The 20,019-nt window shown below is 69.9% G+C and carries 35 protein-coding genes; 16 read left to right on the forward strand and 19 right to left on the reverse strand.

Annotated features, from left to right (window positions below; all coding sequences use genetic code 11):
* Nucleotides 1-31 precede the first annotated feature (31 nt).
* Complete coding sequence (locus tag ACTOWY_RS29605; RefSeq protein WP_441312888.1) at nt 32-742, forward strand: tRNA-dependent cyclodipeptide synthase; 711 nt, start codon at nt 32-34, stop codon at nt 740-742.
* Here the strand turns inward: ACTOWY_RS29605 and ACTOWY_RS29610 are convergent.
* Complete coding sequence (locus ACTOWY_RS29610; protein ID WP_441312889.1) at nt 685-981, reverse strand: DUF2695 domain-containing protein; 297 nt, start codon at nt 979-981, stop codon at nt 685-687. The two genes, ACTOWY_RS29605 and ACTOWY_RS29610, sit on opposite strands and share 58 nt — an antisense overlap.
* A 16-nt stretch (nt 982-997) precedes the next feature.
* Here ACTOWY_RS29610 and ACTOWY_RS29615 point away from each other — a divergent pair, with 16 nt between their 5' ends.
* A complete protein-coding gene (locus tag ACTOWY_RS29615) occupies nt 998-1,195 on the forward strand; it encodes a hypothetical protein (protein WP_441312890.1) in 198 nt (65 codons plus the stop codon).
* A 1-nt stretch (nt 1,196) separates the two neighbouring features.
* Here the strand turns inward: ACTOWY_RS29615 and ACTOWY_RS29620 are convergent, their stop codons facing one another.
* On the reverse strand, nt 1,197-1,682 hold the full coding sequence (locus tag ACTOWY_RS29620; protein WP_441312891.1) for a GNAT family N-acetyltransferase: 486 nt from the start codon (nt 1,680-1,682) through the stop codon (nt 1,197-1,199).
* 18 nt (nt 1,683-1,700) lie between these two features.
* Entirely contained in the window at nt 1,701-2,297 is a 597-nt protein-coding gene (locus ACTOWY_RS29625) for an acid phosphatase (protein ID WP_441312892.1), read from the reverse strand.
* A 150-nt stretch (nt 2,298-2,447) separates the two neighbouring features.
* On the opposite strand from ACTOWY_RS29625, the gene ACTOWY_RS29630 reads away from it, so the two are divergent.
* From ACTOWY_RS29630 to ACTOWY_RS29670, 9 genes are all read left to right on the forward strand, one after another.
* Complete coding sequence (locus ACTOWY_RS29630) at nt 2,448-3,638, forward strand: helix-turn-helix domain-containing protein (protein WP_441312893.1); 1,191 nt, start codon at nt 2,448-2,450, stop codon at nt 3,636-3,638.
* 94 nt (nt 3,639-3,732) lie between these two features.
* Nucleotides 3,733-3,984, forward strand: a complete 252-nt coding sequence (locus ACTOWY_RS29635) for a hypothetical protein (protein WP_441312894.1) — start codon at nt 3,733-3,735, stop codon at nt 3,982-3,984.
* Nucleotides 3,985-4,377: 393 nt separating this feature from the next.
* Nucleotides 4,378-5,607 (forward strand): helix-turn-helix domain-containing protein, encoded by a 1,230-nt coding sequence (locus ACTOWY_RS29640; protein ID WP_441312895.1) that lies wholly within the window; start codon nt 4,378-4,380, stop codon nt 5,605-5,607.
* Between the two features lie 90 nt (nt 5,608-5,697).
* Nucleotides 5,698-5,925, forward strand: coding sequence for a hypothetical protein (locus ACTOWY_RS29645; protein ID WP_441312896.1), 228 nt, complete (start codon nt 5,698-5,700; stop codon nt 5,923-5,925).
* Nucleotides 5,922-6,047 carry a hypothetical protein gene (locus ACTOWY_RS29650; protein WP_441312897.1) on the forward strand — a complete coding sequence of 42 codons (126 nt, stop codon included), beginning with the start codon at nt 5,922-5,924 and terminating at the stop codon, nt 6,045-6,047. The genes ACTOWY_RS29645 and ACTOWY_RS29650 overlap by 4 nt, the downstream gene beginning before the upstream one ends.
* Nucleotides 6,044-6,631: a hypothetical protein gene (locus ACTOWY_RS29655; protein WP_441312898.1), complete on the forward strand. Its 588-nt coding sequence runs from the start codon at nt 6,044-6,046 to the stop codon at nt 6,629-6,631. The genes ACTOWY_RS29650 and ACTOWY_RS29655 overlap by 4 nt, the downstream gene beginning before the upstream one ends.
* Nucleotides 6,628-6,909, forward strand: coding sequence for a hypothetical protein (locus ACTOWY_RS29660; protein WP_441312899.1), 282 nt, complete (start codon nt 6,628-6,630; stop codon nt 6,907-6,909). The genes ACTOWY_RS29655 and ACTOWY_RS29660 overlap by 4 nt, the downstream gene beginning before the upstream one ends.
* 138 nt (nt 6,910-7,047) lie before the next feature.
* The gene (locus ACTOWY_RS29665) at nt 7,048-7,374 is read left to right on the forward strand and encodes a hypothetical protein (protein ID WP_441312900.1); all 327 of its coding nucleotides are present in this window, start codon (nt 7,048-7,050) and stop codon (nt 7,372-7,374) included.
* A gap of 3 nt (nt 7,375-7,377) precedes the next feature.
* A complete protein-coding gene (locus tag ACTOWY_RS29670) occupies nt 7,378-7,743 on the forward strand; it encodes a hypothetical protein (protein WP_441312901.1) in 366 nt (121 codons plus the stop codon).
* A 91-nt stretch (nt 7,744-7,834) separates the two neighbouring features.
* On the opposite strand, the gene ACTOWY_RS29675 is transcribed toward ACTOWY_RS29670, so the two are convergent.
* A complete protein-coding gene (locus ACTOWY_RS29675) occupies nt 7,835-8,596 on the reverse strand; it encodes a phage antirepressor KilAC domain-containing protein (RefSeq protein ID WP_441312902.1) in 762 nt (253 codons plus the stop codon).
* Between the two features lie 104 nt (nt 8,597-8,700).
* Between ACTOWY_RS29675 and ACTOWY_RS29680 the strand changes: the two genes are divergently transcribed.
* Entirely contained in the window at nt 8,701-9,060 is a 360-nt protein-coding gene (locus tag ACTOWY_RS29680) for a DUF6247 family protein (RefSeq protein ID WP_441312903.1), read from the forward strand.
* A complete protein-coding gene (locus ACTOWY_RS29685; RefSeq protein WP_441312904.1) occupies nt 9,045-9,290 on the forward strand; it encodes a hypothetical protein in 246 nt (81 codons plus the stop codon). The genes ACTOWY_RS29680 and ACTOWY_RS29685 overlap by 16 nt, the downstream gene beginning before the upstream one ends.
* 62 nt (nt 9,291-9,352) lie before the next feature.
* Here ACTOWY_RS29685 and ACTOWY_RS29690 read toward each other — a convergent pair whose 3' ends face one another.
* The 13 genes from ACTOWY_RS29690 to ACTOWY_RS29750 all read right to left on the reverse strand — a co-directional run bounded on the left by ACTOWY_RS29690 (nt 9,353) and on the right by ACTOWY_RS29750 (nt 16,380).
* Nucleotides 9,353-10,090 carry a hypothetical protein gene (locus ACTOWY_RS29690; protein ID WP_441312905.1) on the reverse strand — a complete coding sequence of 246 codons (738 nt, stop codon included), beginning with the start codon at nt 10,088-10,090 and terminating at the stop codon, nt 9,353-9,355.
* Nucleotides 10,087-10,401, reverse strand: coding sequence for a hypothetical protein (locus ACTOWY_RS29695; protein ID WP_441312906.1), 315 nt, complete (start codon nt 10,399-10,401; stop codon nt 10,087-10,089). Before ACTOWY_RS29695 ends, ACTOWY_RS29690 begins: the two co-directional genes overlap by 4 nt.
* A gap of 129 nt (nt 10,402-10,530) precedes the next feature.
* A complete protein-coding gene (locus ACTOWY_RS29700; RefSeq protein WP_441312907.1) occupies nt 10,531-10,893 on the reverse strand; it encodes a hypothetical protein in 363 nt (120 codons plus the stop codon).
* Between the two features lie 76 nt (nt 10,894-10,969).
* Nucleotides 10,970-11,647, reverse strand: coding sequence for a hypothetical protein (locus tag ACTOWY_RS29705; protein ID WP_441312908.1), 678 nt, complete (start codon nt 11,645-11,647; stop codon nt 10,970-10,972).
* Nucleotides 11,648-11,650: 3 nt separating this feature from the next.
* The gene (locus ACTOWY_RS29710; protein WP_441312909.1) at nt 11,651-12,064 is read right to left on the reverse strand and encodes a hypothetical protein; all 414 of its coding nucleotides are present in this window, start codon (nt 12,062-12,064) and stop codon (nt 11,651-11,653) included.
* Nucleotides 12,061-12,252, reverse strand: coding sequence for a hypothetical protein (locus tag ACTOWY_RS29715; protein WP_441312910.1), 192 nt, complete (start codon nt 12,250-12,252; stop codon nt 12,061-12,063). Before ACTOWY_RS29715 ends, ACTOWY_RS29710 begins: the two co-directional genes overlap by 4 nt.
* The gene (locus ACTOWY_RS29720) at nt 12,249-12,755 is read right to left on the reverse strand and encodes a helix-turn-helix domain-containing protein (RefSeq protein ID WP_441312911.1); all 507 of its coding nucleotides are present in this window, start codon (nt 12,753-12,755) and stop codon (nt 12,249-12,251) included. Before ACTOWY_RS29720 ends, ACTOWY_RS29715 begins: the two co-directional genes overlap by 4 nt.
* 131 nt (nt 12,756-12,886) lie before the next feature.
* Nucleotides 12,887-13,663 carry a hypothetical protein gene (locus ACTOWY_RS29725; RefSeq protein ID WP_441312912.1) on the reverse strand — a complete coding sequence of 259 codons (777 nt, stop codon included), beginning with the start codon at nt 13,661-13,663 and terminating at the stop codon, nt 12,887-12,889.
* A 154-nt stretch (nt 13,664-13,817) separates the two neighbouring features.
* Nucleotides 13,818-15,236: a DNA primase family protein gene (locus tag ACTOWY_RS29730; protein WP_441313048.1), complete on the reverse strand. Its 1,419-nt coding sequence runs from the start codon at nt 15,234-15,236 to the stop codon at nt 13,818-13,820.
* 2 nt (nt 15,237-15,238) lie between these two features.
* Entirely contained in the window at nt 15,239-15,616 is a 378-nt protein-coding gene (locus tag ACTOWY_RS29735; RefSeq protein ID WP_441312913.1) for a hypothetical protein, read from the reverse strand.
* The gene (locus ACTOWY_RS29740) at nt 15,613-15,843 is read right to left on the reverse strand and encodes a hypothetical protein (protein WP_441312914.1); all 231 of its coding nucleotides are present in this window, start codon (nt 15,841-15,843) and stop codon (nt 15,613-15,615) included. The genes ACTOWY_RS29735 and ACTOWY_RS29740 overlap by 4 nt, the downstream gene beginning before the upstream one ends.
* An 85-nt stretch (nt 15,844-15,928) precedes the next feature.
* The gene (locus ACTOWY_RS29745) at nt 15,929-16,216 is read right to left on the reverse strand and encodes a hypothetical protein (RefSeq protein WP_441312915.1); all 288 of its coding nucleotides are present in this window, start codon (nt 16,214-16,216) and stop codon (nt 15,929-15,931) included.
* The gene (locus ACTOWY_RS29750) at nt 16,213-16,380 is read right to left on the reverse strand and encodes a helix-turn-helix domain-containing protein (RefSeq protein ID WP_441312916.1); all 168 of its coding nucleotides are present in this window, start codon (nt 16,378-16,380) and stop codon (nt 16,213-16,215) included. The genes ACTOWY_RS29745 and ACTOWY_RS29750 overlap by 4 nt, the downstream gene beginning before the upstream one ends.
* A gap of 150 nt (nt 16,381-16,530) precedes the next feature.
* On the opposite strand from ACTOWY_RS29750, the gene ACTOWY_RS29755 reads away from it, so the two are divergent.
* Together ACTOWY_RS29755 and ACTOWY_RS29760 are read left to right on the forward strand one after the other, a co-directional pair.
* The gene (locus tag ACTOWY_RS29755; RefSeq protein WP_441312917.1) at nt 16,531-17,061 is read left to right on the forward strand and encodes a helix-turn-helix domain-containing protein; all 531 of its coding nucleotides are present in this window, start codon (nt 16,531-16,533) and stop codon (nt 17,059-17,061) included.
* Nucleotides 17,051-18,280 (forward strand): tyrosine-type recombinase/integrase, encoded by a 1,230-nt coding sequence (locus ACTOWY_RS29760; RefSeq protein ID WP_441312918.1) that lies wholly within the window; start codon nt 17,051-17,053, stop codon nt 18,278-18,280. The genes ACTOWY_RS29755 and ACTOWY_RS29760 overlap by 11 nt, the downstream gene beginning before the upstream one ends.
* Nucleotides 18,281-18,294: 14 nt before the next feature.
* Here the strand turns inward: ACTOWY_RS29760 and sodN are convergent, their stop codons facing one another.
* On the reverse strand, nt 18,295-18,705 hold the full coding sequence (sodN, locus tag ACTOWY_RS29765; RefSeq protein ID WP_247764204.1) for a superoxide dismutase, Ni: 411 nt from the start codon (nt 18,703-18,705) through the stop codon (nt 18,295-18,297).
* A 72-nt stretch (nt 18,706-18,777) separates the two neighbouring features.
* Between sodN and ACTOWY_RS29770 the strand changes: the two genes are divergently transcribed.
* Complete coding sequence (locus ACTOWY_RS29770) at nt 18,778-19,107, forward strand: S26 family signal peptidase (protein ID WP_441312919.1); 330 nt, start codon at nt 18,778-18,780, stop codon at nt 19,105-19,107.
* A gap of 87 nt (nt 19,108-19,194) precedes the next feature.
* Here ACTOWY_RS29770 and ACTOWY_RS29775 read toward each other — a convergent pair whose 3' ends face one another.
* The gene (locus ACTOWY_RS29775) at nt 19,195-19,809 is read right to left on the reverse strand and encodes a dTDP-4-dehydrorhamnose 3,5-epimerase family protein (RefSeq protein WP_441312920.1); all 615 of its coding nucleotides are present in this window, start codon (nt 19,807-19,809) and stop codon (nt 19,195-19,197) included.
* Nucleotides 19,810-20,019: the final 210 nt, after the last annotated feature.

Raw genomic sequence — 20,019 nt, forward strand, 5'->3', positions numbered from 1 at the left:
GCGCCCGCGCGTGTCGTGCTCCAATCGAGATGTGACGCCTGACGGTCAGATCCCGCGACCGCGTACGTCCGTTGGCCGGGGCGGCCACGCGCTGCTCGCCCTTGGCCTGTTCGACCACGCCGAGGAGGATCTGCTCGGCTACGCGGGCTGGGCCGCCCGCAACTTCACCGCGGTGCAGGTGGCGCTGGTCGACCTGCCCGCGGTGCACACCTACCGGGCCGTCGGCTACAAAACCCACCGCGCCCTGCACAAGGCCCGCAGCGAGGGCAAACGCCTGCAGACCAGGGCCCGGCGCGCACTGGCCGCGCTCGGCCTGCCCGGCTCGCTGGTGGTGCCCTGGGCCGAACTGGCCGCCCGCTACCGCTACCAGGTGCTCTACGACCAGGTCCGGCACGCCTACGAGAGCAGCCCGGCCTTCCGCGCGGCCTGCCTGCGGGCCACCGCGACCATGCTCGCCGACCGGGTGCCGGGCGCGCTCTGCTCGCGCGGCCAGGTCCAGATCGCCGCGCACTCCCTGCTGGCCGAACTGCCCCTCGCGCTGGACGGCGCCGGGATCCTGGGCGTGCCCGAGTCCACCCGCTGCCAGCCCCGCCCGCTGGAACTCACCGAGCTGCTCGCCGCCGCCCCACCCGAACTGTGCCCGCGACCCGGCCAGCTCGCACTGACCCTGCACCCGGCGCCCGCTCAGCGGCCGAACACGGTGTCCGGATCGCAGTTGACCGAGATCTCGCAGTCGCAGTAACCGCCCAGCTCGGCCAGTCCCTCGTCCAGCTCGGCCCAGCCCCGCCCGTGCGCGGCGGCCCAGGCCTGCGCGAACCGGGTGGAGTGGTCGCAGCCGTGCAGCTCGACCGCGGCCTCCAGCTCCGCCACGAGGTCGGCCAGCTCCTGCTCGCTGAGCGGGCACAGCGCGATGCGTTTGTCCCGCTCCGCGGCCTTGTGGGCCTCGCGCAACTGCTTCCGCCGCGCCTTGTCCTGGCTCATCCGCCCAGTTTCACCCGTGGCGAAACCGGTCGCGAGCCCGGTCCGCCGCGGCGAGCAGGACGGCGTTCCCACCGAAGGAGTCCCCGCCGTGGCCCAGGCCCTGGCCGAACTCGCCGAGGTCGCCGCCCGCACCGAGGACCTGCTGCGCGAGTCCCTGGACGGCGCGACCGCCTTCGGGCTGGTCGCGGCCGCCGGGGACCCGCTGATCACCTGAGTCAGGCCGGCTTGCCCAGCTCCGCCAGGGCGGCCCCGTCGATCCGGTACACCGTCCACTCGTCCAGGGCCACCGCGCCAAGGGCCTTGTAGAAGTCGATCGCCGGCGTGTTCCAGTCCAGCACCGACCACTCGAACCGGGCGTACCCGCGGCGCACGCACTCCTGCGCCAGCTCGACCAGCAACGCCTTGCCCAGCCCCGAACCCCGGTGCTCGGGCAGTACGAACAGGTCCTCCAGGTAGATGCCGTGCTTGCCCTCCCAGGTGGAGAAGTTCAGGAACCACAGGGCACAGCCGACCACCACGCCGTCGGCTTCGGCGACGTGCCCGAACAACGCCGGGCTGTCCCCGAACAGGGCGGTGCGCAGCTGGTCGGCGGTGATCGTGCAGGACTCCGGCGCGCGCTCGTACTCCGCGAGCCCCTCGATCAGTCCGATCACGGCGTCCACATCGGACGGCCGGACCCGGCGAACGCGTTCGTCAGTCACGGGTTTCCTCCCCAGTGCTCAGGCGGTCGGCAGGTTGAGCCGCACGAGTTGCGGCACACCCCGCTCGAATCCCAGCACAGCGATCCCCGCCGTGCCCAACCCGAATCGCACCCCGGCCGTGGCAGGCAGCTCCAGCCACCGCGCCACCAGCACCCGGCTGAAGTGCCCATGCCCGACCAGCACCACGTCGGTCTCCGGCAACAACGCCCGGACCCGGTCCAGCAGCCGGTCGGCGCGGGCGCTGACCTGGTCGGCGGATTCACCACCGGGGACCGGGTGCGTCCAGACGGTCCAACCGGGCACGGACTCGCGGATCCGCGGCGTGGTCAGGCCCTCGTAGTCGCCGTAGTCCCACTCCGACAGGTCCTCGGTGACCTCGTCGACGCTGAGCCCGGCGAGTTCGGCGGTCACCTGGGCGCGGTCGCGTGGACTGGCCAGGACCCGGCCTTTGACGCCGAGCGCGGTCAGGGTGCGGCCAGCGGCCTCGGCCTGGGCGCGGCCCTGGGGGGTGAGCGGGATGTCGGTGCGGCCGGTGTGCTGACCGGAGCGGGACCACTCGGTCTCACCGTGCCGCAGCAGGTAGACGGTGGGCTCCCGGTGCTCGTCGTGGGTCATGCGCGCGTCTTCTCCTCCGGGGCCGGTGCCACCGCTGATTCTGTGCCGTCGGGGTCAACCGCGCTTGGCATGCCCACATTCCGCGCACCCAGCCGGTCAGCCCGGCGGTTAACCTGGAGGTGCAACTCGGCGAAGAGTCAGGTGGCCCTGGTGAAAGCTGAGCATTCGGAGATCGGCCGCAGGTTGCGGCAGATCCGGCACGCTCGTGGCAAGTCGCTGGCCGTGATCGCGGGGTTGGCCGGAATCTCGGCCGCGCACCTGTCCCGGCTGGAGAACGGCGAGCGAGCGCTCGACCGGCGTTCCCTGATCGTGAAGCTGGCCGAGGCACTGGAGGTCGCGCCAGGGGAGCTGACCTTGTCGCCGGCCGCCATCGCGCCGGGCGAGCTTGCCGAGGACCGCTTCCTCAACGCTGTCCGGCTGGCCATGCTGGCGGTGAGCATGCACCAGGCAGGCGGGCAGGTGGTGCCGCCCGCGGTGCTCTCCGCGCGGGTCGACGAAGTGCTGACAGCGCAGCGGGACTGTCAGTACGAGCAGGTCGGCGCGGCGCTCCCCGACCTCATCCGGGACCTGCACACGACCCTGGCCACCGGCCGGGGCGAAGCCGAAGTGCTGCGGCTCCTGGCCCTGACGCATGTCCAGGGCACCCAGGCCTGGCTGATGGACATCGGCGCGCCACTCGACCTCGGCTGGCAGGCCGCGACGCTGGCCAGGCAGGCCGCCGAGCGCCTCGACCAGCCCCTCGCCCTCGCGCTGAGCGCCTTCGGCACCGCGTTCGGCCTGCTCGGCGCGGGTGCGTTCGCCCTGGCCGAGCGGGCGCTCGCGGAGGCTGAGGTCGGCACTGCCCGCGCGGTCGAGTTGCAGGTGTCCGGCATGCTGGCCCTGACCCGATCGCTGGTGGCGGCGGCCGGTGGCGATCAGGCCGGGCGGACCGCGGCGCTGGCGCACGCGGCCGAGCTGGCCGAACGTACCGGCGAGGGCAACGCGTTGTGGTTCGGGTTCGGTCCGGGCAACGTCGGGGTGTGGCGGATGTCGGTCGCGCTGGAGGCAGGCGAGCACCTGGAAGCGGCCAAGATCGCGGAGACGATCAACCCCGGGGTGCTGCCTTCGCGGACCAGACAGGCGGCCTACTGGCGGGAGTACGGCAGGGCGCTGGCGCGGCTGCCGAGGCGGCAGGACGACGCGGTGCTGGCGATCCGGCGGGCGGAACTGATCTCTCCGGCACGTGTGCGCAGGCACCCGTTCATGCGGTCAGTGCTGGCCGAGCTGGTGGTGAAGGCCAAGCGGGACGCGGTCGGCAGGGAACTCCGCGGCATGGCCTACCGGGCAGGTCTGCCGGCGTAGCCCGATCAGGTGTCCTTGTCCTGGTGACAACAACCTGACCCCTGGTGTTCCTAGCGTGCTGTGCACCGCTGATCAGGACTGTGGGGAGGCACTTGTGGGCGGTACACCGGACGTCGTCGCCGCGATCCTCATGGGTCTCGACGACATCGCGGAGAAGGCCAGGGAGATCAACGGTCGTCAGGTCAGCAAGAGCACCAGGGTGCGGGATCCGATTCGCGTCACGCTCAGCGAGCACCAGGAGCTGCTGTTCGTGAGCCAGCTGGCCAACCTGCAGCGGCTGTTCACGCTGCACCTGCAGGGCCGGGAGTCCGCGGAGGTCGCGGACGAGTTCGAGTCACCTTCCTGACCCGGATAGCGAGACGCCCCAGCCACCACCCGGGTGACTGGGGCGTCCCAGCACAGCGAATCAGGCCGCCTTCTTGGTCTCCCAGAACCACCTGCGGTTTCCCGACCTGGGGCGATCCGGCCGAAACGCCGTCTGACCTGGCGCTAGGGCGTTCACGGTGTTTCATCGTGTTTCGCTGTTTCTCGCCCTGAGTTGTGCCCACGTTGTGCCCGTTGATCTTGCTGCCTGTGCCCGTGCGTCGCGTGGCCGCTCAGCTACCCCCAGGCTGACCCGTGTCACCCGTCCGTGGCGCGGCTAACCTGAACACATCCTCTTCGCCGAGAGGTGCGCCCCCGGTCGACGGACCGGGGGCATCGGCGGAGAGGCCACTCGGCGAAGATGGGCGGGCAGCACATGGCCGCAAGTCCGCTTGACCCCGGTCTGCCGGTCGGCAAGCGCATCCAGTACTTCCGCGAGCGGGCGGGCAAGACTCGCCCGGTGGTTGCCGGGCTGCTCGGCAAGTCACCGGGCTGGCTCAAGGCGGTGGAGACGGGGCGCCTGCTCCCGCCGCGACTACCCGTGCTCGTTCGCATTGCCGAGATCCTCGGCGTGCGGGACCTCGCCGACCTGACCGGCGATTCGTTCCCCCTTCCGACCGACGCCCTTACCATGCGTGCCCATCCGGCGCTGCCTGCGGTCCGCTCGGCGCTCAGCTCGTACGCCCTGGCCCACACCGACAGCGAGCCGCCGGATCTTGACCACCTGCGCGAGCGGATCTCCTTCGCGTGGAAGGCAAGGCACGCCTCGGCAATGCACCGGACCACCCTCGGTGACCTGCTGCCAACCCTGATCCAGGAGGCACAACTTGCCGCCCGCGCGCACGAAGGTGCCCAGCGGCGGCACGCACAAGCCCTGCTCGCCGAGGTGCTGAACCTCTCGACCTTCTACGTGGCCTACCAACCGGCCGCCGCGCTCCTGTGGCGGGCCACCGAGCGGGCCATGTCCGCCGCGCAGGACTCCGGAGACGCGCGCGCGGTCGCCATGGCTGCCTGGTCGGTCGCTCAGGCGCACCGGGACACCGGGGACTGGGACGAGGCGCAGGCAGTCACGTTCGACGCTTTGGCGCTGCTGCGGCCGTTGCTGCCAGAGGGCTCCGCCGAACTGCTCGGCTTGTGGGGGAGCCTGCAATTCGAGGCCGCGTTCACGGCGGCCCGGAGTGGCGAAGCGGGTACCGCCATGCGGCACCTGGACGAGGCGGACAGGGCAGCGAAGAAGCTGCCGAGCGGCTACTACCAGCCGATGACCTCGTTCTCCCAGCCGATCATGACCGCGCACGCCGTGACCGTGAGCGTCGAACTCCGGCGAGGCGGCGAGGCCGCACAGCAGGCGGCGAAGCTGGACCCGAAGTCGATCCCGTCACGGCCGCGGCGGAGCCGCCACCTGATTGAGGTTGCTCGCGCGCACCACCTGCGGGGCGAGCCTGCCGCCGCGCTGGCCGCCCTGGACGATGCCGTGGCCACAGCGCCCGAGACCGCCCGGTTCAACGGCTACGCGCGGCAGATCGTGCTCGACGTCCGCGACGGGGCGACGCGGATGCGCCGCCGCGCCGATGACCTGGCCGAGAAGGTCGGCCTGATGGCCTGATCGGGTGGGGGCACAGTTTGTGCCCCTTCCGCTACTTGATCACTCTTAGCGTCATTCCCGCTGCTGAACGTAGGCAAGTGGGAGGCACGCGTGGCAGGTCGACACAAACAGGACCGGTCGGTCCCCGCTCGTGGCCGGAAAGGCCGCGCGCTGTCCGTGCACACCGGCGTCACCGCGGACGGCGAGGTGTTCGTCCAGGTCGCCGGCGGCCTGATCGCGCTGCTCGACGCCGCGGACGCCGCGAAGCTCTCCCGGCACCTCATCGAGGACAACGAGCTGGCCGACCGGTGGAGCAAGACCCCGAAGGCCCGGCCGTGAGCACGCAGGCGTGGGTCATGGCCGTGGCCGCCGTGGTGGTCACGACGGCGTTCCTGGTCGCGTGGTTCCGCCGCGGCCGCTGGTCCTCCGATGACCGCCAGGACCCGAAGGACTGGCGATGATCCCCGGCATCCCGTGGTGGGCAACCACGCTGGTGTGGAGCCTGCTCATCCTGCTGCCGCTGTACGACCTGCTCCGACCACACCACCGAGACCCCCGGCCTGACCGGACCCCCCACCGCGCGTCGAGTGCAGCGCGGCCGGTCCGCCGGGACACGGTGGCGGCGACCCCCAACTCACCCACGGTCGCCGCCACCGCCCACCAGCAGCGTGTCCCCGTCGACTCCACACCCGACGGCGACACGCTCAGCCCGGCTCTACGCCGGGCGACCGGTTCCGCATCGGCGCGTTCGGGACGTCCGATCGGAACCGTGGGGGCGGCGGGCAATGAGCTGACCGCCGCCCCCACCCCAGAACCGCGCGCTGACTTCCTCGCCAGCATCGGCGTGCTCATACCGGCCCCCGCAGACCTTCGACACCGGCCGCCGGTCGCAGTCCGGCCGCCGGTGCACACCAGCCCGGCCACGGCGCGCGCGGAACGCGCCGCTCCCCCCGAGAGCCGGGCCACGACGGCGGGGGCGGTGCAGCACGCCGATGCAGCGGTGGCGCCCGCCCTCGCCGTCGAGACGCTGGCGGTACCGCGGTGACCGACGGGCAGGAACGTGACCTGCTGGTCGGGGCGATCGTGATGTCCCTGGAGGACATCGTCGAAGCAGGCAACCGGGTGCTCGCCGAGACGCGCAAGAAGCGACGCGACGCCGTGGGCGCGGCCTTGACCGTGCGGGAGGAACACGAGTTGGCCAGCGCGTCAGCCAACCTCGCGCGGCTGCTGGCCCAGCACCTGGAGCTGCGGAAGCCGAAGCCCCCCATAGTCGTCGACGGCGAGATCGTCCCGGACGACCGGCAGCTACCCAGCGGCCGGTGACCAACACCGACAGCGGAGCGACGATGAGCGAGAACGACTTCAAGGACTGCCCGACCTGCCAGGGGTGGGGAGGGAGGGGGGAGAGGGACCTGTGCGGCACCTGCAAAGGAACCGGCCAGCTTCCCGCAGAGGGCTGAGGTGAGTTCGCCGGCGAACAGGCTCAAACAGGGCCTTGACGATCTGCGGGGAGCACTGGCCGCGGCCCCGATCGACCAGGATGTGAAAGCCGCAAGGCTGGCCTGGATCTTGGCCACACCACGCGAGACCTACCAGGCCGACCGGGGAAGGGTGCGGACCATGAAGCAAGGCGCGCTGGTGCTGCTGGTGGCGGTGGTCGCCGCGGTGCTCTGGCAGTTCGGGCCGGACGCCGCGGCAGGCGCCGGGCAAGCGGGCCTTGACGCCGCTCGGTGGCTTGGGCGCACCGGCGGTGCCTTGTGGGATGGGTTGACCTGGCGGTGGCCGTGACCGGTGTCGAAGACGCAGCACACGCTGACCGACGAAGGGGAGAGCGACATGCAGGACTTCGACAGAGAGGCACTGGCCGGCCTCCGCCGGATCGCCGAGGTCTACCTGGCGATCGTGAAGACCATGCAGGACCCGGACTACCAGGCTGACGACCCGCTTCACGACGCGATCGGGGACGTCGGCCTCGGCGAGCTGCGCGACCTGCTGCTCCGGACCGAGGGTGCCCTGGACCGCAAAGACCTCGCCGGTGAGCAACGCTGGCCGCTGCCGACCTGGCGGGGAGTGTGGGCTGGCCGCTTCGACGAGGTGCTGAAGTGCCCGAACTGCGCGCGCGGGCACCAGCTCTACGAACAGTGCCGCTGGCCGTAGGACCCCACGACAAAGCGCCCCCACCCTCCCGGCGCGGGAAGGGTGGGGGCGCAGTGCTGACCAGGGGTACTCGGCTGGTGAGTACCCCTGGTCAGGGCGAGAGCTGTAACTGGACAGGTGGCGCCTGTGGCGACCTGACGTATCCGGCGTCGTAGAGGCGTTTCCAGATCAACGCCTCGCCCTTGGGGGTGACGAAGGTGGTGTTGCGCTCCAGCAGGTGGTCACCGACGAGACGGATCTTGAGTTCGAAGTGCCCGGACTGGACGTAGCGGGCCATCGGCTCGTTGTGCCGTTCCCCGCCGCGGATCAGCAGGCCCTCGGCGTAGAGGAACTGCCGCAGTGCCTTCTCCGTGATGCCGAAGCGCTTGGCGACGGTGCCGACGAGTGCGAGCCCGTCGGCGTCCATCGTTCGACGTGCCCGCGCCGCGTCGGGTTCCAGTTCGGCGGCGCGCTGCTCGGCGGCCTCGGTCCGGTCCAGTGCGTCGGCCCATCCGCGCAGAGCCTCGGGGTGAGTGGGCATCGCGGCCGGTCGTTCAGCGTTGAGTAAGTGGTCCCGCACGGCGCGCGCGACGGCGGAGTCTCGCAGCAGCATCCCCACCCGGAGGACGGCGCGGCGCGGCAGCACGGCCAAGGCCCGTGCTCGGCGTCCAACGGAACTGATGTCCTTCAAGGACATCAGTTCTTCGCCTTCAAGCAGGCGGTACCCGTCACTGCCGAGTTCGCTGCGGTTGCGCTCAACAAGCTTCTCGACCGTCTTCCGGTCGACCTCGTAGAAGGCAGTGATGGTCAGCCACTCGTCGGCGGTGACGGTTAGCAATGGCGCGCGCCGTTCGGGTTGTTGTGTGGCACTCACTGGGGTAATCGGACGGGCTGCGCCTGGTTGCGTCCTACCGTTGGGGTGCAACGGATGGCCAGTCGTAGACCTGGCCGAGAACGTACAAGGCGTGGGAGCAGGGGATGCAGCAGCGCGACCGGGACGCAGGGACGCCCACAGAGCACGTGAAGCCGGTTGAGGGTGCTCCGCAGTATGTGAACGTCGACAGGACGGGACCAGCCGTCTGGGCTGCGCTGGAGGGCGAGGCGCGCACAGGATTCGAGGACGAGTTCCGCGAGGCGCTTGCCAAGACCGCGGAGGACTTCGACGTTGCCCGGTTGGCCGCCGTAGTGGAGGCGTGGTGGCCGGTCGCGTTCGGCACGGTCAACCCTGCCTCGGAGCAGGCCCAGGCCGACCTGGAGCGCTATCGCTCAGGTGACAGGTCGGGCGTGGTTCCAGCGCCCGTGCTGGGAGAGAAGGAACCACGATGGCCTACACGGTGATCCTGACGACCAGGGCTGAAGTGACTCTGGCCGCCGCCGCACCTCCGGCGCAGGCCGCGTTCGAGCGCAAGCGCCGACAGTTGGCCTCTGATCCGGAGTCGGCTGGCCGGTTCAACCCGAAGGACGGGGCTTGGTATGCCAACGTGGGTGATCACGGCAGCATCCGCTACTCCATCGAGCATGGCGTGATTACCGTGCTGGTCTGGGACATCGTGTTGCCCTGGGGCTAGGACAGACAGCAGACCGCGCCCGGACTCCTCGTCAGGAGGCGAGGCGCGGTCTGCGGGGCGGGCTACACCTCGTAGGCGATGCGCGTGCCGATTGGACTCTGCCGGGCCAGTTGGGCAGCGACCGCGGCATGGATACCTGCGGCTGGGGTCCCTCGGCCGGTGAACTCGGCCTCGGTGTGGTCCAGCATCGGCTGTAGGGCGGCCAGGATCGTGCGTGCCTCGAACTTGGCGCTCAGGTCCACGATGGACGGATCGGAGGCCACACGGCTGATCTGGGCGTCGATGTGGTGGGTCGCAGCCTCTGCGGCGGACAGGTCGGCGCCCTTGGAGCGCAGCCAGGTCGGCAACTCCTCGCGCAGAGCGAACAGGGTTTCCACGTCGGTGGTCTCCTCGATCACCTGGCCTGGCCTGATCCCGCCGTCGAGCAGTGAGCGGCTCCGTGCCCACGCGGCCTGCCGGCCGAGCATCCCTTCCACCCCGGCCGCGGGCGTCGGCCAGCTCTTTTCGATCGTCCGCACGATCGTGCTGTAGGCCGAGTCCACGTTGTCCTTCAACTCGGTCAGGGACCGCATGAACCGCTCGCCCACAGCCGCGGTCCGCTCCAGCAGTGCGTTCGCGCGTCCCTCGGCGGAGAGGTTCGGATCGTGGGAGACGGCCAGCCGCGCTTCGCTGACGGCCTTGCTGTGCTCCATCCGCAGCGTCCGCAGCTCCCCCGAGGCGTCGTTGAGGGTCTGAAGTGCGCGGAGGATGCGCTGGTTGGGTTTCGGGTCGCTGGACCAGTTCGCGAGTACGCCGTTCATGCTCGGCCTGCCTCTCGGGTGCGGAACGCGGGGTCGGCGGCGTCGAGCAGCGGCAGGCCGATCCGGGCTGGAGCCTGGCGCAGGGCCTGCGCCGCGGCTGGGTAGTGGACTGGCATGACGGGCACGCGCTCAACGGTGTAGCTGCTGTGTTCGCTGTAGTAGCGGGCCTTGGGGTGGCCGAGGGGGAGGTAAGCGACGCCTTCGACGAACCACACGGAGGTGCGCTCGTCATGAGGCTCGTTGCCGTCGCAGTAGGTGGTGAGGTGGGGGGACTGGATGCGGTAGACGTTGCGGTCGGTGTCGGCCTGCACTGGCCGCCTCCCTTCGTCCGATGTGGACGGTTGCGGTGTGCGCGTCCTGCGCGCGGTGGGGGCCTCGCATCAGGCGGGGCGGTGGTTGCGCCGGTGTCCGCGCCTGGCGTTGACCGGCCGAGGCCAGGATCATGCAACCGGCAGATCGGCTTGCGGTGTCGCAAGTGGACGGTTCGGGTGGACCACCCACACGCCACCGCTACGGCGGCCGGTGAGGCGACCCGTGGCCAGTAGATGGCGCACCCACTGGGGCGAGCAGCCCATCAGATCGGCGGTCTCACGGACGGATAGGCCCGGTTCGCCGGGGACGGTGCCGCGCTGCCCTGGTCGAGTTGCGCTGGCGTGGCGATGGAGCTGGGCGGCCTCGTAGAGGGCGTGCAGCAGTCGGCGGGCGGTGGGGGAGGGCTGACCGCCGTTGCCGCGTGCCTCGGTCACGATGTCGCGGACCAGGCGGCGGAGCACCTCGGCCGCGACCGAGGCGGGCACGGTCACCGACCCGTCCGGCCGAAGCAGCCCAGCCCGATCTGGTACGGGCAGTCGCACCGGATCGGGCTGGTCGGGTGGCCGATCAGCGGCGGCGGATGATCTCGGCACGTCGAGCCTTGTCCGTGGCTTCGCGGGCGGAGCGCAGGGTGGGAAGGCTGAACACTTCCTGTGGTCGGCGCGGCGCACGCAGCGCCTGCTGTTCCCAGGCTGCGTCAGCCCGGATTGTACCGGCCAGTTGGCCGCGAAGTGTGCGGAGTTCGGTGGCGAAGCCTTCGTCCAGGTCGGTGTGCGCGCGTGCCCAGTCGTTGAGGGTGTCGAGTTCGCCGGCCTCGAACGCGGCCGTGAGCACGCCACGGCGCAGGGTGTCGTCGTTGTAGCGTTCGGCCTCCGCGAGCAGCTCACGGCGGGCCTTGCTGCCGCCAGCGTCGCGGGCCTTTTCCAGCGCGGTGCGGAACGCGGCGTTCAGAACCGCGGCATCTGCCGCAGAGGCGTCCTCGGGGACCCCTGCGCCGACCGGTACGAGTGTCTCCAGCTCGGTCAGGCGGGCGCGGCGCCGGTCGTGCAGATCCGTGCGCAGGCGGTCGAGTTCGGCCAGCAGCGCCTCATACGCGGTGACGATCTGCTCGGCCTGGGCCAGTTCGTCCAGGTCGCCGGACCAGTTCTCGCGGATCTCCTGGATGCAGGTCAGGTAGGCGTCCTGGGCGGCGTATCCGGCCTGAACCGCGGGGTCGTCGCGGACCGGTCCCAATGCTGGGGACATGGATCATCTCCTTCGGTGGGCCGCCAGCGCGGCGGCGTCTTCTGCCGTCCAGCTCCCGCGTGCGGCGGGAGTGATGCCTTCGGCGTGCGCCAGGCGCCGGGCGTGGCGTTCGCTGACACCGAGCCGAGCGGCTAGCTCTGCCGTGGTGACCAGGGGTGGCGCTGGTGCTGAGGATGTGCCGATGTCCGCGGATGTCCGCGTGAGGTGTCCGTACGCGGACAGGTGGGCCAGAGCTGCCGCGCGCAGCACTGCCAGAGCGTCGGCGATCTCGGGGCGCACCTGGCCGCCATCCCGTAGCCGTGCGGTCAGGTGGTCCCGCAGGATGCGCCAGAGGCGTTCGCAGACCTCGGCGGGCAGGAACACACCCCCAGCGGCCAAGACGGCGGGCGGTGGCGAGGGTGACCGGTCGGCGGTCACGGTGTGGGGTCCTCGGCGCCGGGGTCGGACGGGGTGAGCAGTTCCTCGGCGAACAGCTCCATCTCGCGGTGGGTCCGCGGGCAGATGAGGCCGTGGCGGAGCTTGTCGTCACGCTGCTGGCGCCGGTGCTGGCGGAGGAAGGCGAGCAGTTCCTCACGGTCAGGGTGCGGCGGCGGGGTGTCGCTCACATCGACCACCCCGCCTTGATCTGGTGGTTGCCGATGATCAGGATCACCGGCGGACCCGCCTGTTCCCGGAGCAGGCGTGCGCGATCCTGCAACCGAAGCACCTCATCCAGCACCGTGACGTTGCCAAGGGCGCCAGGCCGGGCCAGGAGTGCCAGTGCCCGCGACCATGCCGCGTCGGCCTGCCGGTGCAGCGTGAGGGCGCGGGCGAGATCGATGGGCAGCGGCCGGTGGCCGGCCAGTGCGGCGGTGGTCGCGCGGCGGGACCGGGCGCGCTGCGAAGCTGGTGTGTCCGGCTGGCACGACGAGCCAGCGGCCTTGATCAGGCGGGCAGCCAGCGGGGCGGGGTCGTCGACGGCGAGGACTCCGGCGATGCAGCGCAGCAGGCTCTCTCGGGGGCGGAGCTGTCCGGCCTGTAGCCGCCGGATCGTTGAGCGGGCGCACCCGGTCGCGCGGGCAAGCCGCAGCAGGGAGTATCCGGCGGCCAGCCGCTCCCGACGCAGCAAGGCACCGAGGGCGCCGCGCAGACGCTCACGCTCGACGGCCCCGACCACACCAGCGCCGCGACCAGCCGCGACCGGGTAGTCGCCAGCGGCAGGGGGCGTAACGCGCGCACGCGAGCGACCGGGACGAGCGGTCACGGCATGTCCTCGGGAATGCTGGGGCCGCGCATGGCCCGGTCGCGGGCTTCCTGCTCGGTGAGGCCACCCCGGGTTTCGGCTATGGCGTCAGCCAGGGTTTGACCGTTCGGTGCAGCGCTGCTCTCACCTGCGGAGTTGTCCGAGATGGTGACGGTCTCTGTCTGGCCCATCATCGCGGCCAGTCCGGACTTCTCGAACCCCCACGCCAGCATGGGCTTGACGGCCTGGAACCACTCCTTCCCCCAAGGGGATTCCCTCATCAGTGGCATGATCCGGCTGGTGTGGATCAGGTAGATGTCACACCAGTACTTCGTGATCTCCCCGCGCATCGCTGCGGGGTAGTCCTGGGATCGGCCCTCGCCTTGCCAGACGGTGACGTTCATCGGGTGGTGCTGAATGCAGTCCCACCCCAGAGTCCCGGTCTTCTCGTCGGCTTCCCGTTGGGCAACGATGTCCCACCGCCATTGATCCTCTGCCCACTTGGCGAACTCCGCTGGGTCCCAGCCGAGGGCTTCGGCTGCTTCGTGTCCCCAGAAATAGCCGGTGTCGTCGGGGCCGGTGAGCACCTCGCGGACCTCGCCGTAGCCGAAGAGGTTCAGTACTGGCTCGCTCCCGGGTGGGTTCTCCTGGTAGCAGTCCCAGATGGCTAGGGCTGTGAGCGCGGCGTCGATCTTGGTCTTGAACTCCATTTCGGTGTCGTCGCAGATGCCCTTCAGGGACCAGTGGTCGGTCTGGTAGTCGCTGATCGTGTAGGCCATGGGGTTGTCGGTCACGGTGTCTCCTCCGCAGGTGATGATCAGGTATGTGTGCTGGTCACGGGCTTGGATGTAGGGTTGTGCAGGGTTTGGTGATTGACGCTTAGGTGTGCGCGCGTAGGTCGAATCGGTAAACCCTGCACAACCCTGCACTTCGCCTGTGAGCAGGTGGTTACGCCGCGTCATCCTCGGCTTCTTGCAAGATCAAGCCGAGGTAGACCTGTCCGATGCTGCGCCGGGTCTTGGTGTGTCCCCGGCGTGCCATGGCGTCGGCGAAGGTGACCTCACTGCCTGCCTGTTCACCGTTCTGGTGGCACCAGTCAGACCACGCCCGGAACAACTCCCGTGCCCGAACGAAGCCGTGCGGCGTGATGATCGCCCGGTCGTCCAGGAACCGGCCGAGGGCGTCGGAGGAGGCGCGGTAGGCCGCCGTGCGTTCGGCGACCACTTCCGGTGCCGCCAAGCCCGTAGCGGTGTACTCGCGGTACCCGGCGTAGGCCCACCCGAGCACCGAGGGCAGCTCCAGCGCCAGCCGTTCGGATAGCCGGGTGTCGATCTGCTCTACCACCACGTCGAAGGGCACCACGCGGATGCGCCGCCACAGCGCGGGGTCATCGCCCGAGACCTTCGGCTTGAAGTTGGTGACCAGCACGATGGTGTGGGAGGGCTCGAACTCGAAGAAGTCTTTGCGCATCCGCCGTGCGCGGATCTTGTCCCCGCCTGTGAGCCGCTTCACGGTGGCTGCGGCGAGCTGGCGTCCCTCGTCGGTCTCTGAGGTCATCGCCAGGCGCACGCCGAGCAGGTCGGCCTGACCGGTGGGATGGGTGTTGCCGCGGTCGACCAGCATTTCCGGTTCTGCGGCGATCGCGTAGTCGCCGAAAGCTTCGCCTACCACGTTGAGCAGGGTGGATTTTCCGTTCTGTCCGGTGCCGGTGAAGATCGGCAGCACGTGTTCCCGGACGGTTCCGAGCATGGCGTAGCCGAACAGGCGTTGCGCGAAGCCGCGGACGTCGGCGTCGGGGAGGATCTCGGCGAGGAACCGGGGGAACGCCTCTCCGTGTTCCTCGCCGAGTCCGCAACCGGCGACCTTGGTGATCCGGTCGGCAGGGGCGTGCGGCCGGATCTCGCCCGTGCGGAGATCGAGCGTGCCGTCAGCGGTGTTGAACAGGTAGGGGTCGGCGTCGAGCTGGTCGGCCGAGACCGCGAACGTGGTGAGTGCTTCGGCGATGCGCAGCATTCCTTCGAGGCCGCTGGCGGATTCGGACTTGCGGATGTCGCCGTTGAGGGCGCTGCGGTCGCTGCCGTCGAGGTGGGTCAGCTCGTGCAGGGCGGCCTTGACGGTGTCGATGGCGGCGCGCATGGCGGCCCCGTCGCGGTCGGGTGCCCAGCGTTGACCGTCCCAGAGGTACCAGCCCATGTTGTGGGCGTGCAGCAGTCTCCCGCCGTGGCGCGCGGCGAGGCGTTCCGCCATGCGTAGTTGTCCACGGTGCATCTCGGGCACGGGCTGGGTGTCGGCCAGGCCCGCGTGGACGGTGCCGTCAGCCTCGGCCCACTGTTGGTCGTCGTAGTCGGGATTGCCGTAGCCAGGCATGCTCACGCGGCGGCCTCCCGGGTGTTGTGGGGGCGGCCGGTCGACCAGTCGACGGGACCGCCCAGGTACGGGCCGCCGTGACGGGTGACGAACTCCTGGTGCAACTGTGTCGGCAGGGCGCGGCGACGTTGCAGTTCGGCATGGGACGGGGTGTTGGCGAGTTTCACCCAGTCGGCGCCGGTGCTGATCGCCACGGCGGCTTGCTTGAGCCGGTCGGCAATCTCGGCCTCGAACTGCTCGGTCCGCAAGGTGACGGCATCGGGCAGCCAGAACCGGCGCCAGGACTCGGCCGCCCGCGCGACGGCAGCGATCTTGAGCGGGTCCTCAGTGGACAGTGCGTGCCACTCGGCGGAGCCGTACTCGGGTGGGCGCGGGATCACGCGGCCTCCCGCGTGGTTGGGACCAGTCGGTAGGGCTGGCCGCCGTCAAGGCAGTGCGACAGGCGGGAGGTCTCGCCGGTGGCCGGACCGTGCTCAGCGCGGTGGGTGTGGCGCTTGTGGCAGAACGGGCACCTGGCGACGACCAGCAACCATGTGCCGCGTCGGCCAGGGGTGAGCAGGGCGGGCAGCCGAGGAACCACGTCGAGGGTGGCCGCTGTGGAGCCCACGGCGTAGCGTTGCGAGTTGGTCGAGGTTGGCGAACCAGTGACCTTGTGGGAGGCCGCTCCAGGGCTGGGGCGGTCTTCTCGCTGTTTAGGCCGCTTCGGGGGCATTGTCGGCCCCTTCCGTGACCTCGGCGATGATGGCGGGGTCCGTGCCAATCGCCGTCAGGATCGCCCTCATCTCATTGACCAGTTCGGGGCGGGCGGCGTTTCGACGGCGGTTGTACTCCCGGGACTCCAGCAGGTTCTCCACGGCGAGATCGAAGATCCGGGTTCCGTGCTGGCGTTCCAAGACGACCAGGGCGCGAAGGCAGTCGGTGACCGCGGCGGCCTCGTCGGACTGCTGGCCGGTGTGCAGGTGGGCGGACAGCGTGGTCATCGGGCCACCGCCCGAGCGCCGTCGTTGGCCTGGCTGTCGAGCCACTGCTCGACGTCGGTCCAGCGGTAGCGGACGTGGCGGCCGACCGTGCTGAACCGCGGGCCGACCCGCTTGTTCCGCCAGGCCACGAGGGTTGCTTTCGGGACGTTCAGGAACTCGCTCACCTGGTCCGGGGTAGCGAGAGGTCTCGTGTTGGACACTTCAACACCTCCGCAAGCTGTGGAATGACTGTCCTGCTACAGCTTGCGTCCGGTTGCATTAGTTGTCAACACGCAAAGTGCCTGTCATGCTCAAGCGTGACAATTGGAGGTCTGGTGCAGATCGAAAAGATCATTGGCGAACGAGTCCGGGATGCCCGCGAGGCGAGTGGGCTGACGCAGGTGCAGCTCGGTCAGAAGCTTGGGGACCTACTGGGGAAGCCGTGGTCCAGGCAGGCTGTCAGCTCTGCGGAGCAGGGAGGACGCCTGTGGACAGCGGCTGAACTGATCGCTGTAGCCCACGTCCTCGAAACGACCGTGACGCGCTTGCTCACCCCCTCGGCGTTCGTGCAGAAGATCGAACTACCGAGTGGAGCGCTGCTCGACCGGTCGCGGCTTACGGCGGTTGCGTACCCGCCGGTATCCGAAGCGGCCAGCTTCGAGCAGTTGCGTACCCAGCTCAGGAACCTCGCGCATGCGCTGGCGACGATGCAGAAGCATCAGGGCGCCGCGCTGGCCGCGCTCGACCTGGCTAACCAGGCGGTCGACAACGCTGAGCAGGTCTCAGCCCTTGTTGCCGAACTAGGACCGACCCTGGTCGCCTCGATGGAGTACGCCTCGGATAAGGAGTCCGACGATGGCCGTTGACGATCTCTGGTTCCTGAAGACGAAGCGAGGCCCGGATGACAAGCCCTTGCCGTCGAAGCGATACGGTCGCGGCCGGCGGTGGCGCGTTCGCATTATCGACCCGGTGACGAAGGAGAAGCGGGAAGAGCTGTTCACGCGGAAGACAGACGCCGAAAACGCCGATGTCACGACGCGCGCGGACATCGCGCGAGGTCGGTGGATCGACCCGCGAGCGGGAAAGATCACGCTCCGCGAGTACGCGGGCGGGTGGGAGTCGACGAACGTCGCCGGTGAGGCGCAGACGCGGATCGTGGACAACGCGCTGCGCCTGCACATCCTGCCGGTGCTCGGTGACCGCGCCGTGTCGTCGATCCGGCGCAGCGACGTTCAGGGGCTCGTCAAGGGTCTGGCTGAGGTGCTGGGGCCTGGGAGCGTCGGGAACGTCTACGAGGTGCTCGGCCGGATCATGGCCGCGGCCGTCGACGATGAGGTGATCGCGGCCACCCCGTGCAAGAACATCACCTTGCCGCCCAAGCCGGAGGCCGAGGTGGTCCCGCCGACCGTCGACGAGGTGCGGACGCTCGCCGCGACGGTGCCGGACCGGTACCGCGGCGCCGTCGTCCTGCTGGCCGGGTCCGGCCTGCGGATCGGGGAACTGCTCGGCCTGCGGGTGTCGGACGTCGACTTCCTGCGGCGCACGGTCCGCGTGGATCGTCAGCGGCTCCAGAATGGCCGGATCGGGCCGCCCAAGACCGCGAAGTCCAAGCGGACGGTCCCGCTCGGCCGGGTCGTGCTGGACGAGCTGGCCGCGCACCTGGCGGCCTACCCGTCCGACGAATGGCTGTTCATCAACGAGGGTGGTCGACCGGCGATGTACCGCGGGTGGAAGAGCATGTGGAACACCGCGCAGGTCGCGTTGCAGCGGGCGGAGAACGAGGCCGCGAAGCGGGCGCGGCGGAAGCCGGTCGAGCTGGAGAAGAGCACCACGCATGACCTACGGCACTTCTACGCCTCGGCGCTCATCGCTGGTGGTGCGTCGGTGAAGCAGGTTCAGGTCGTGCTCGGCCACTCCTCGGCGGTCGTCACGCTGCGGGTGTACTCGCACCTGTGGCCAGGCGACGAGGACCGCACCAGGTCGATCGTGGACTCCGTGCTGGGCTCGCTGTCTGTCAGCCCGCCTAGCGCGGATTGTGCCCAAGCTGTGCCGGGCGATCTTGGTGCGGCCCTCGTCGCTGGTTAGAGCGGTTGCGTGAACTACGCCGCCTTCTTGGTCTCCCAGAAGATGGTCGAGATCTGTTCGATGTAGTCCAGCAGTTCGGTGCCGGTCTTGGGGTCGGTGGACCCCTTGGCGCCACCGGCGCCCGCGGCCTTGGTGGCCCGGTTGAACAGTTCGTGCAGTTCCGGGTACTTCTCGAAGTGCGGTGGCTTGAAGTAGTCCGTCCACAGCACCCACAGGTGGTGCTTGACGAGTTCGCAGCGCTGTTCCTTGATCTCGATCGCGCGCTGGCGGAACTCCGGGTCCTCGTTGGACTGGAACTTCTCCTGGATCGCCTTGACCGACTCGGCCTCGATCCGCGCCTGGGCTGGGTCGTACACGCCGCACGGGAGGTCGCAGTGCGCGGTGACCTCCAGACGCGGGGCGAGGATGCGCGACAACAGTCGCATCATGTCCTCCTGAACAATGGATGCTCCGACGCGGGTGACCCTACTCCGGGCGTACCGGACCGGCAGGCGGAGGTGATCGTCCTGGCGCTCGGGCTTCTGCCGGTGCGCAGGCTGTTGGTGCGTGGGCCGTCCATGGCGCCGACGCTGGCCGACGGTGACGTCGTGCTGGTCCGTCGGGGTGGCCGGCCGCGGGCCGGGGATGTGGTGCTGGTGCGCTGGGCGGCGCGGCCGGGGCAGTTATCCGTCAAGCGGGCCGTGCGGCCGGTCGCGGGCGGCTGGTGGGTGTTGGGGGACAACACCTTCGGCTCCACCGACTCGAAGGCACTCGGCGCGGCCGAGGTGCTCGGGGTGGTGCGGTGGCGATTGTGGCCACGGCCGGGGCGGCTGCCTCGGCGGAGTTGAACGGGCCGGGGCGGCCGCGGCGGCGGGGCTGACACGGGCCCGCCAGGTCGTGGCGACGGTGGCCGACCTGGCGGGGACGGGGACTTCTCAGGCGTTGGCGCGCAGGCTGGCGTAGTGGTCGACGCAGGCCTGGTACTTGGGCAGCAGACCGGCGGCCTCGGCTTCGGCCAGGCTCGGCGCTTCGGTGTCCTTGACCGAGAGCACCGGCGCCGCGCCGTCCAGGTACTCCGCCCAGGGCAGGCCCAGCGCCGGGTCCAGCGGGTTGATTGCCCGCTCGCGCGCGGGGGTGAACGGGGTGGAGCACAGGTAGCTCATCACCGTGTTCTCCTCCAGCGCCAGGAAGCAGTGCCCGAGACCCTCGCTGATGTAGATCGAGTTGTAGGTCTCCGAGGACAGCCGCACCGCCTCCCACTTGCCGAAGGTCGGCGAGCCCAGCCGGATGTCGGTGATGATGTCGAGCAGGGCGCCGCTGGCGCAGTAGACGTACTTGGCCTGCCCTGGCGGGGTGTCGGCGAAGTGCACACCGCGGATGACCCCGCGGCGGGACACCGAGTGGTTGCTCTGGGCCAGCGGCAGCGGGTATCCGACGGTCTCGGTGACCAGGTCGGCCTGGAACGGAACCACCAGAAGTCCGCGGTCGTCCGGAAAACTTTTCGGAGTGAATTCGTAAGCATCGGGGATCGTCATTTTCCGCACCTGCATGGTGCTTGAGCTTACGGCGCGAGTCCCGCGACCTGCGGAGGACCGCCCGCCGCGGCAACAAGCCGGACGGACGTCTTGCAAAACAGGCCCTGACCTGCGCCGGAAGGAAAAAGGTAACTGTGATCCCCGCCGCAGACACGATCAGGAAGTGCTGCCACACTGTCGACACCGCAGCGTGTGTTGATCACCGGACTCCACCCCGTAGTCCAG

Source organism: Crossiella sp. CA198 (assembly GCF_052078295.1).
GTDB lineage: Bacteria > Actinomycetota > Actinomycetes > Mycobacteriales > Pseudonocardiaceae > Crossiella.

What these genes read in the sequence shown, in the direction of transcription:
- sodN (WP_247764204.1), bottom strand. Translation starts at nt 18,705, where the DNA reads ATGCGACTGTTGTCGCGCATCCTCGCCCCGCGTCTGGAGGTCACCGCG.
- ACTOWY_RS29705 (WP_441312908.1), bottom strand. Translation starts at nt 11,647, where the DNA reads ATGTCCCCAGCATTGGGACCGGTCCGCGACGACCCCGCGGTTCAGGCC.
- ACTOWY_RS29775 (WP_441312920.1), bottom strand. Translation starts at nt 19,809, where the DNA reads ATGCAGGTGCGGAAAATGACGATCCCCGATGCTTACGAATTCACTCCG.
- ACTOWY_RS29625 (WP_441312892.1), bottom strand. Translation starts at nt 2,297, where the DNA reads ATGACCCACGACGAGCACCGGGAGCCCACCGTCTACCTGCTGCGGCAC.
- ACTOWY_RS29655 (WP_441312898.1), top strand. Translation starts at nt 6,044, where the DNA reads ATGATCCCCGGCATCCCGTGGTGGGCAACCACGCTGGTGTGGAGCCTG.
- ACTOWY_RS29745 (WP_441312915.1), bottom strand. Translation starts at nt 16,216, where the DNA reads ATGACCACGCTGTCCGCCCACCTGCACACCGGCCAGCAGTCCGACGAG.
- ACTOWY_RS29730 (WP_441313048.1), bottom strand. Translation starts at nt 15,236, where the DNA reads ATGCCTGGCTACGGCAATCCCGACTACGACGACCAACAGTGGGCCGAG.
- ACTOWY_RS29610 (WP_441312889.1), bottom strand. Translation starts at nt 981, where the DNA reads ATGAGCCAGGACAAGGCGCGGCGGAAGCAGTTGCGCGAGGCCCACAAG.
- ACTOWY_RS29640 (WP_441312895.1), top strand. Translation starts at nt 4,378, where the DNA reads ATGGCCGCAAGTCCGCTTGACCCCGGTCTGCCGGTCGGCAAGCGCATC.
- ACTOWY_RS29760 (WP_441312918.1), top strand. Translation starts at nt 17,051, where the DNA reads ATGGCCGTTGACGATCTCTGGTTCCTGAAGACGAAGCGAGGCCCGGAT.
- ACTOWY_RS29685 (WP_441312904.1), top strand. Translation starts at nt 9,045, where the DNA reads ATGGCCTACACGGTGATCCTGACGACCAGGGCTGAAGTGACTCTGGCC.
- ACTOWY_RS29680 (WP_441312903.1), top strand. Translation starts at nt 8,701, where the DNA reads ATGCAGCAGCGCGACCGGGACGCAGGGACGCCCACAGAGCACGTGAAG.
- ACTOWY_RS29690 (WP_441312905.1), bottom strand. Translation starts at nt 10,090, where the DNA reads ATGAACGGCGTACTCGCGAACTGGTCCAGCGACCCGAAACCCAACCAG.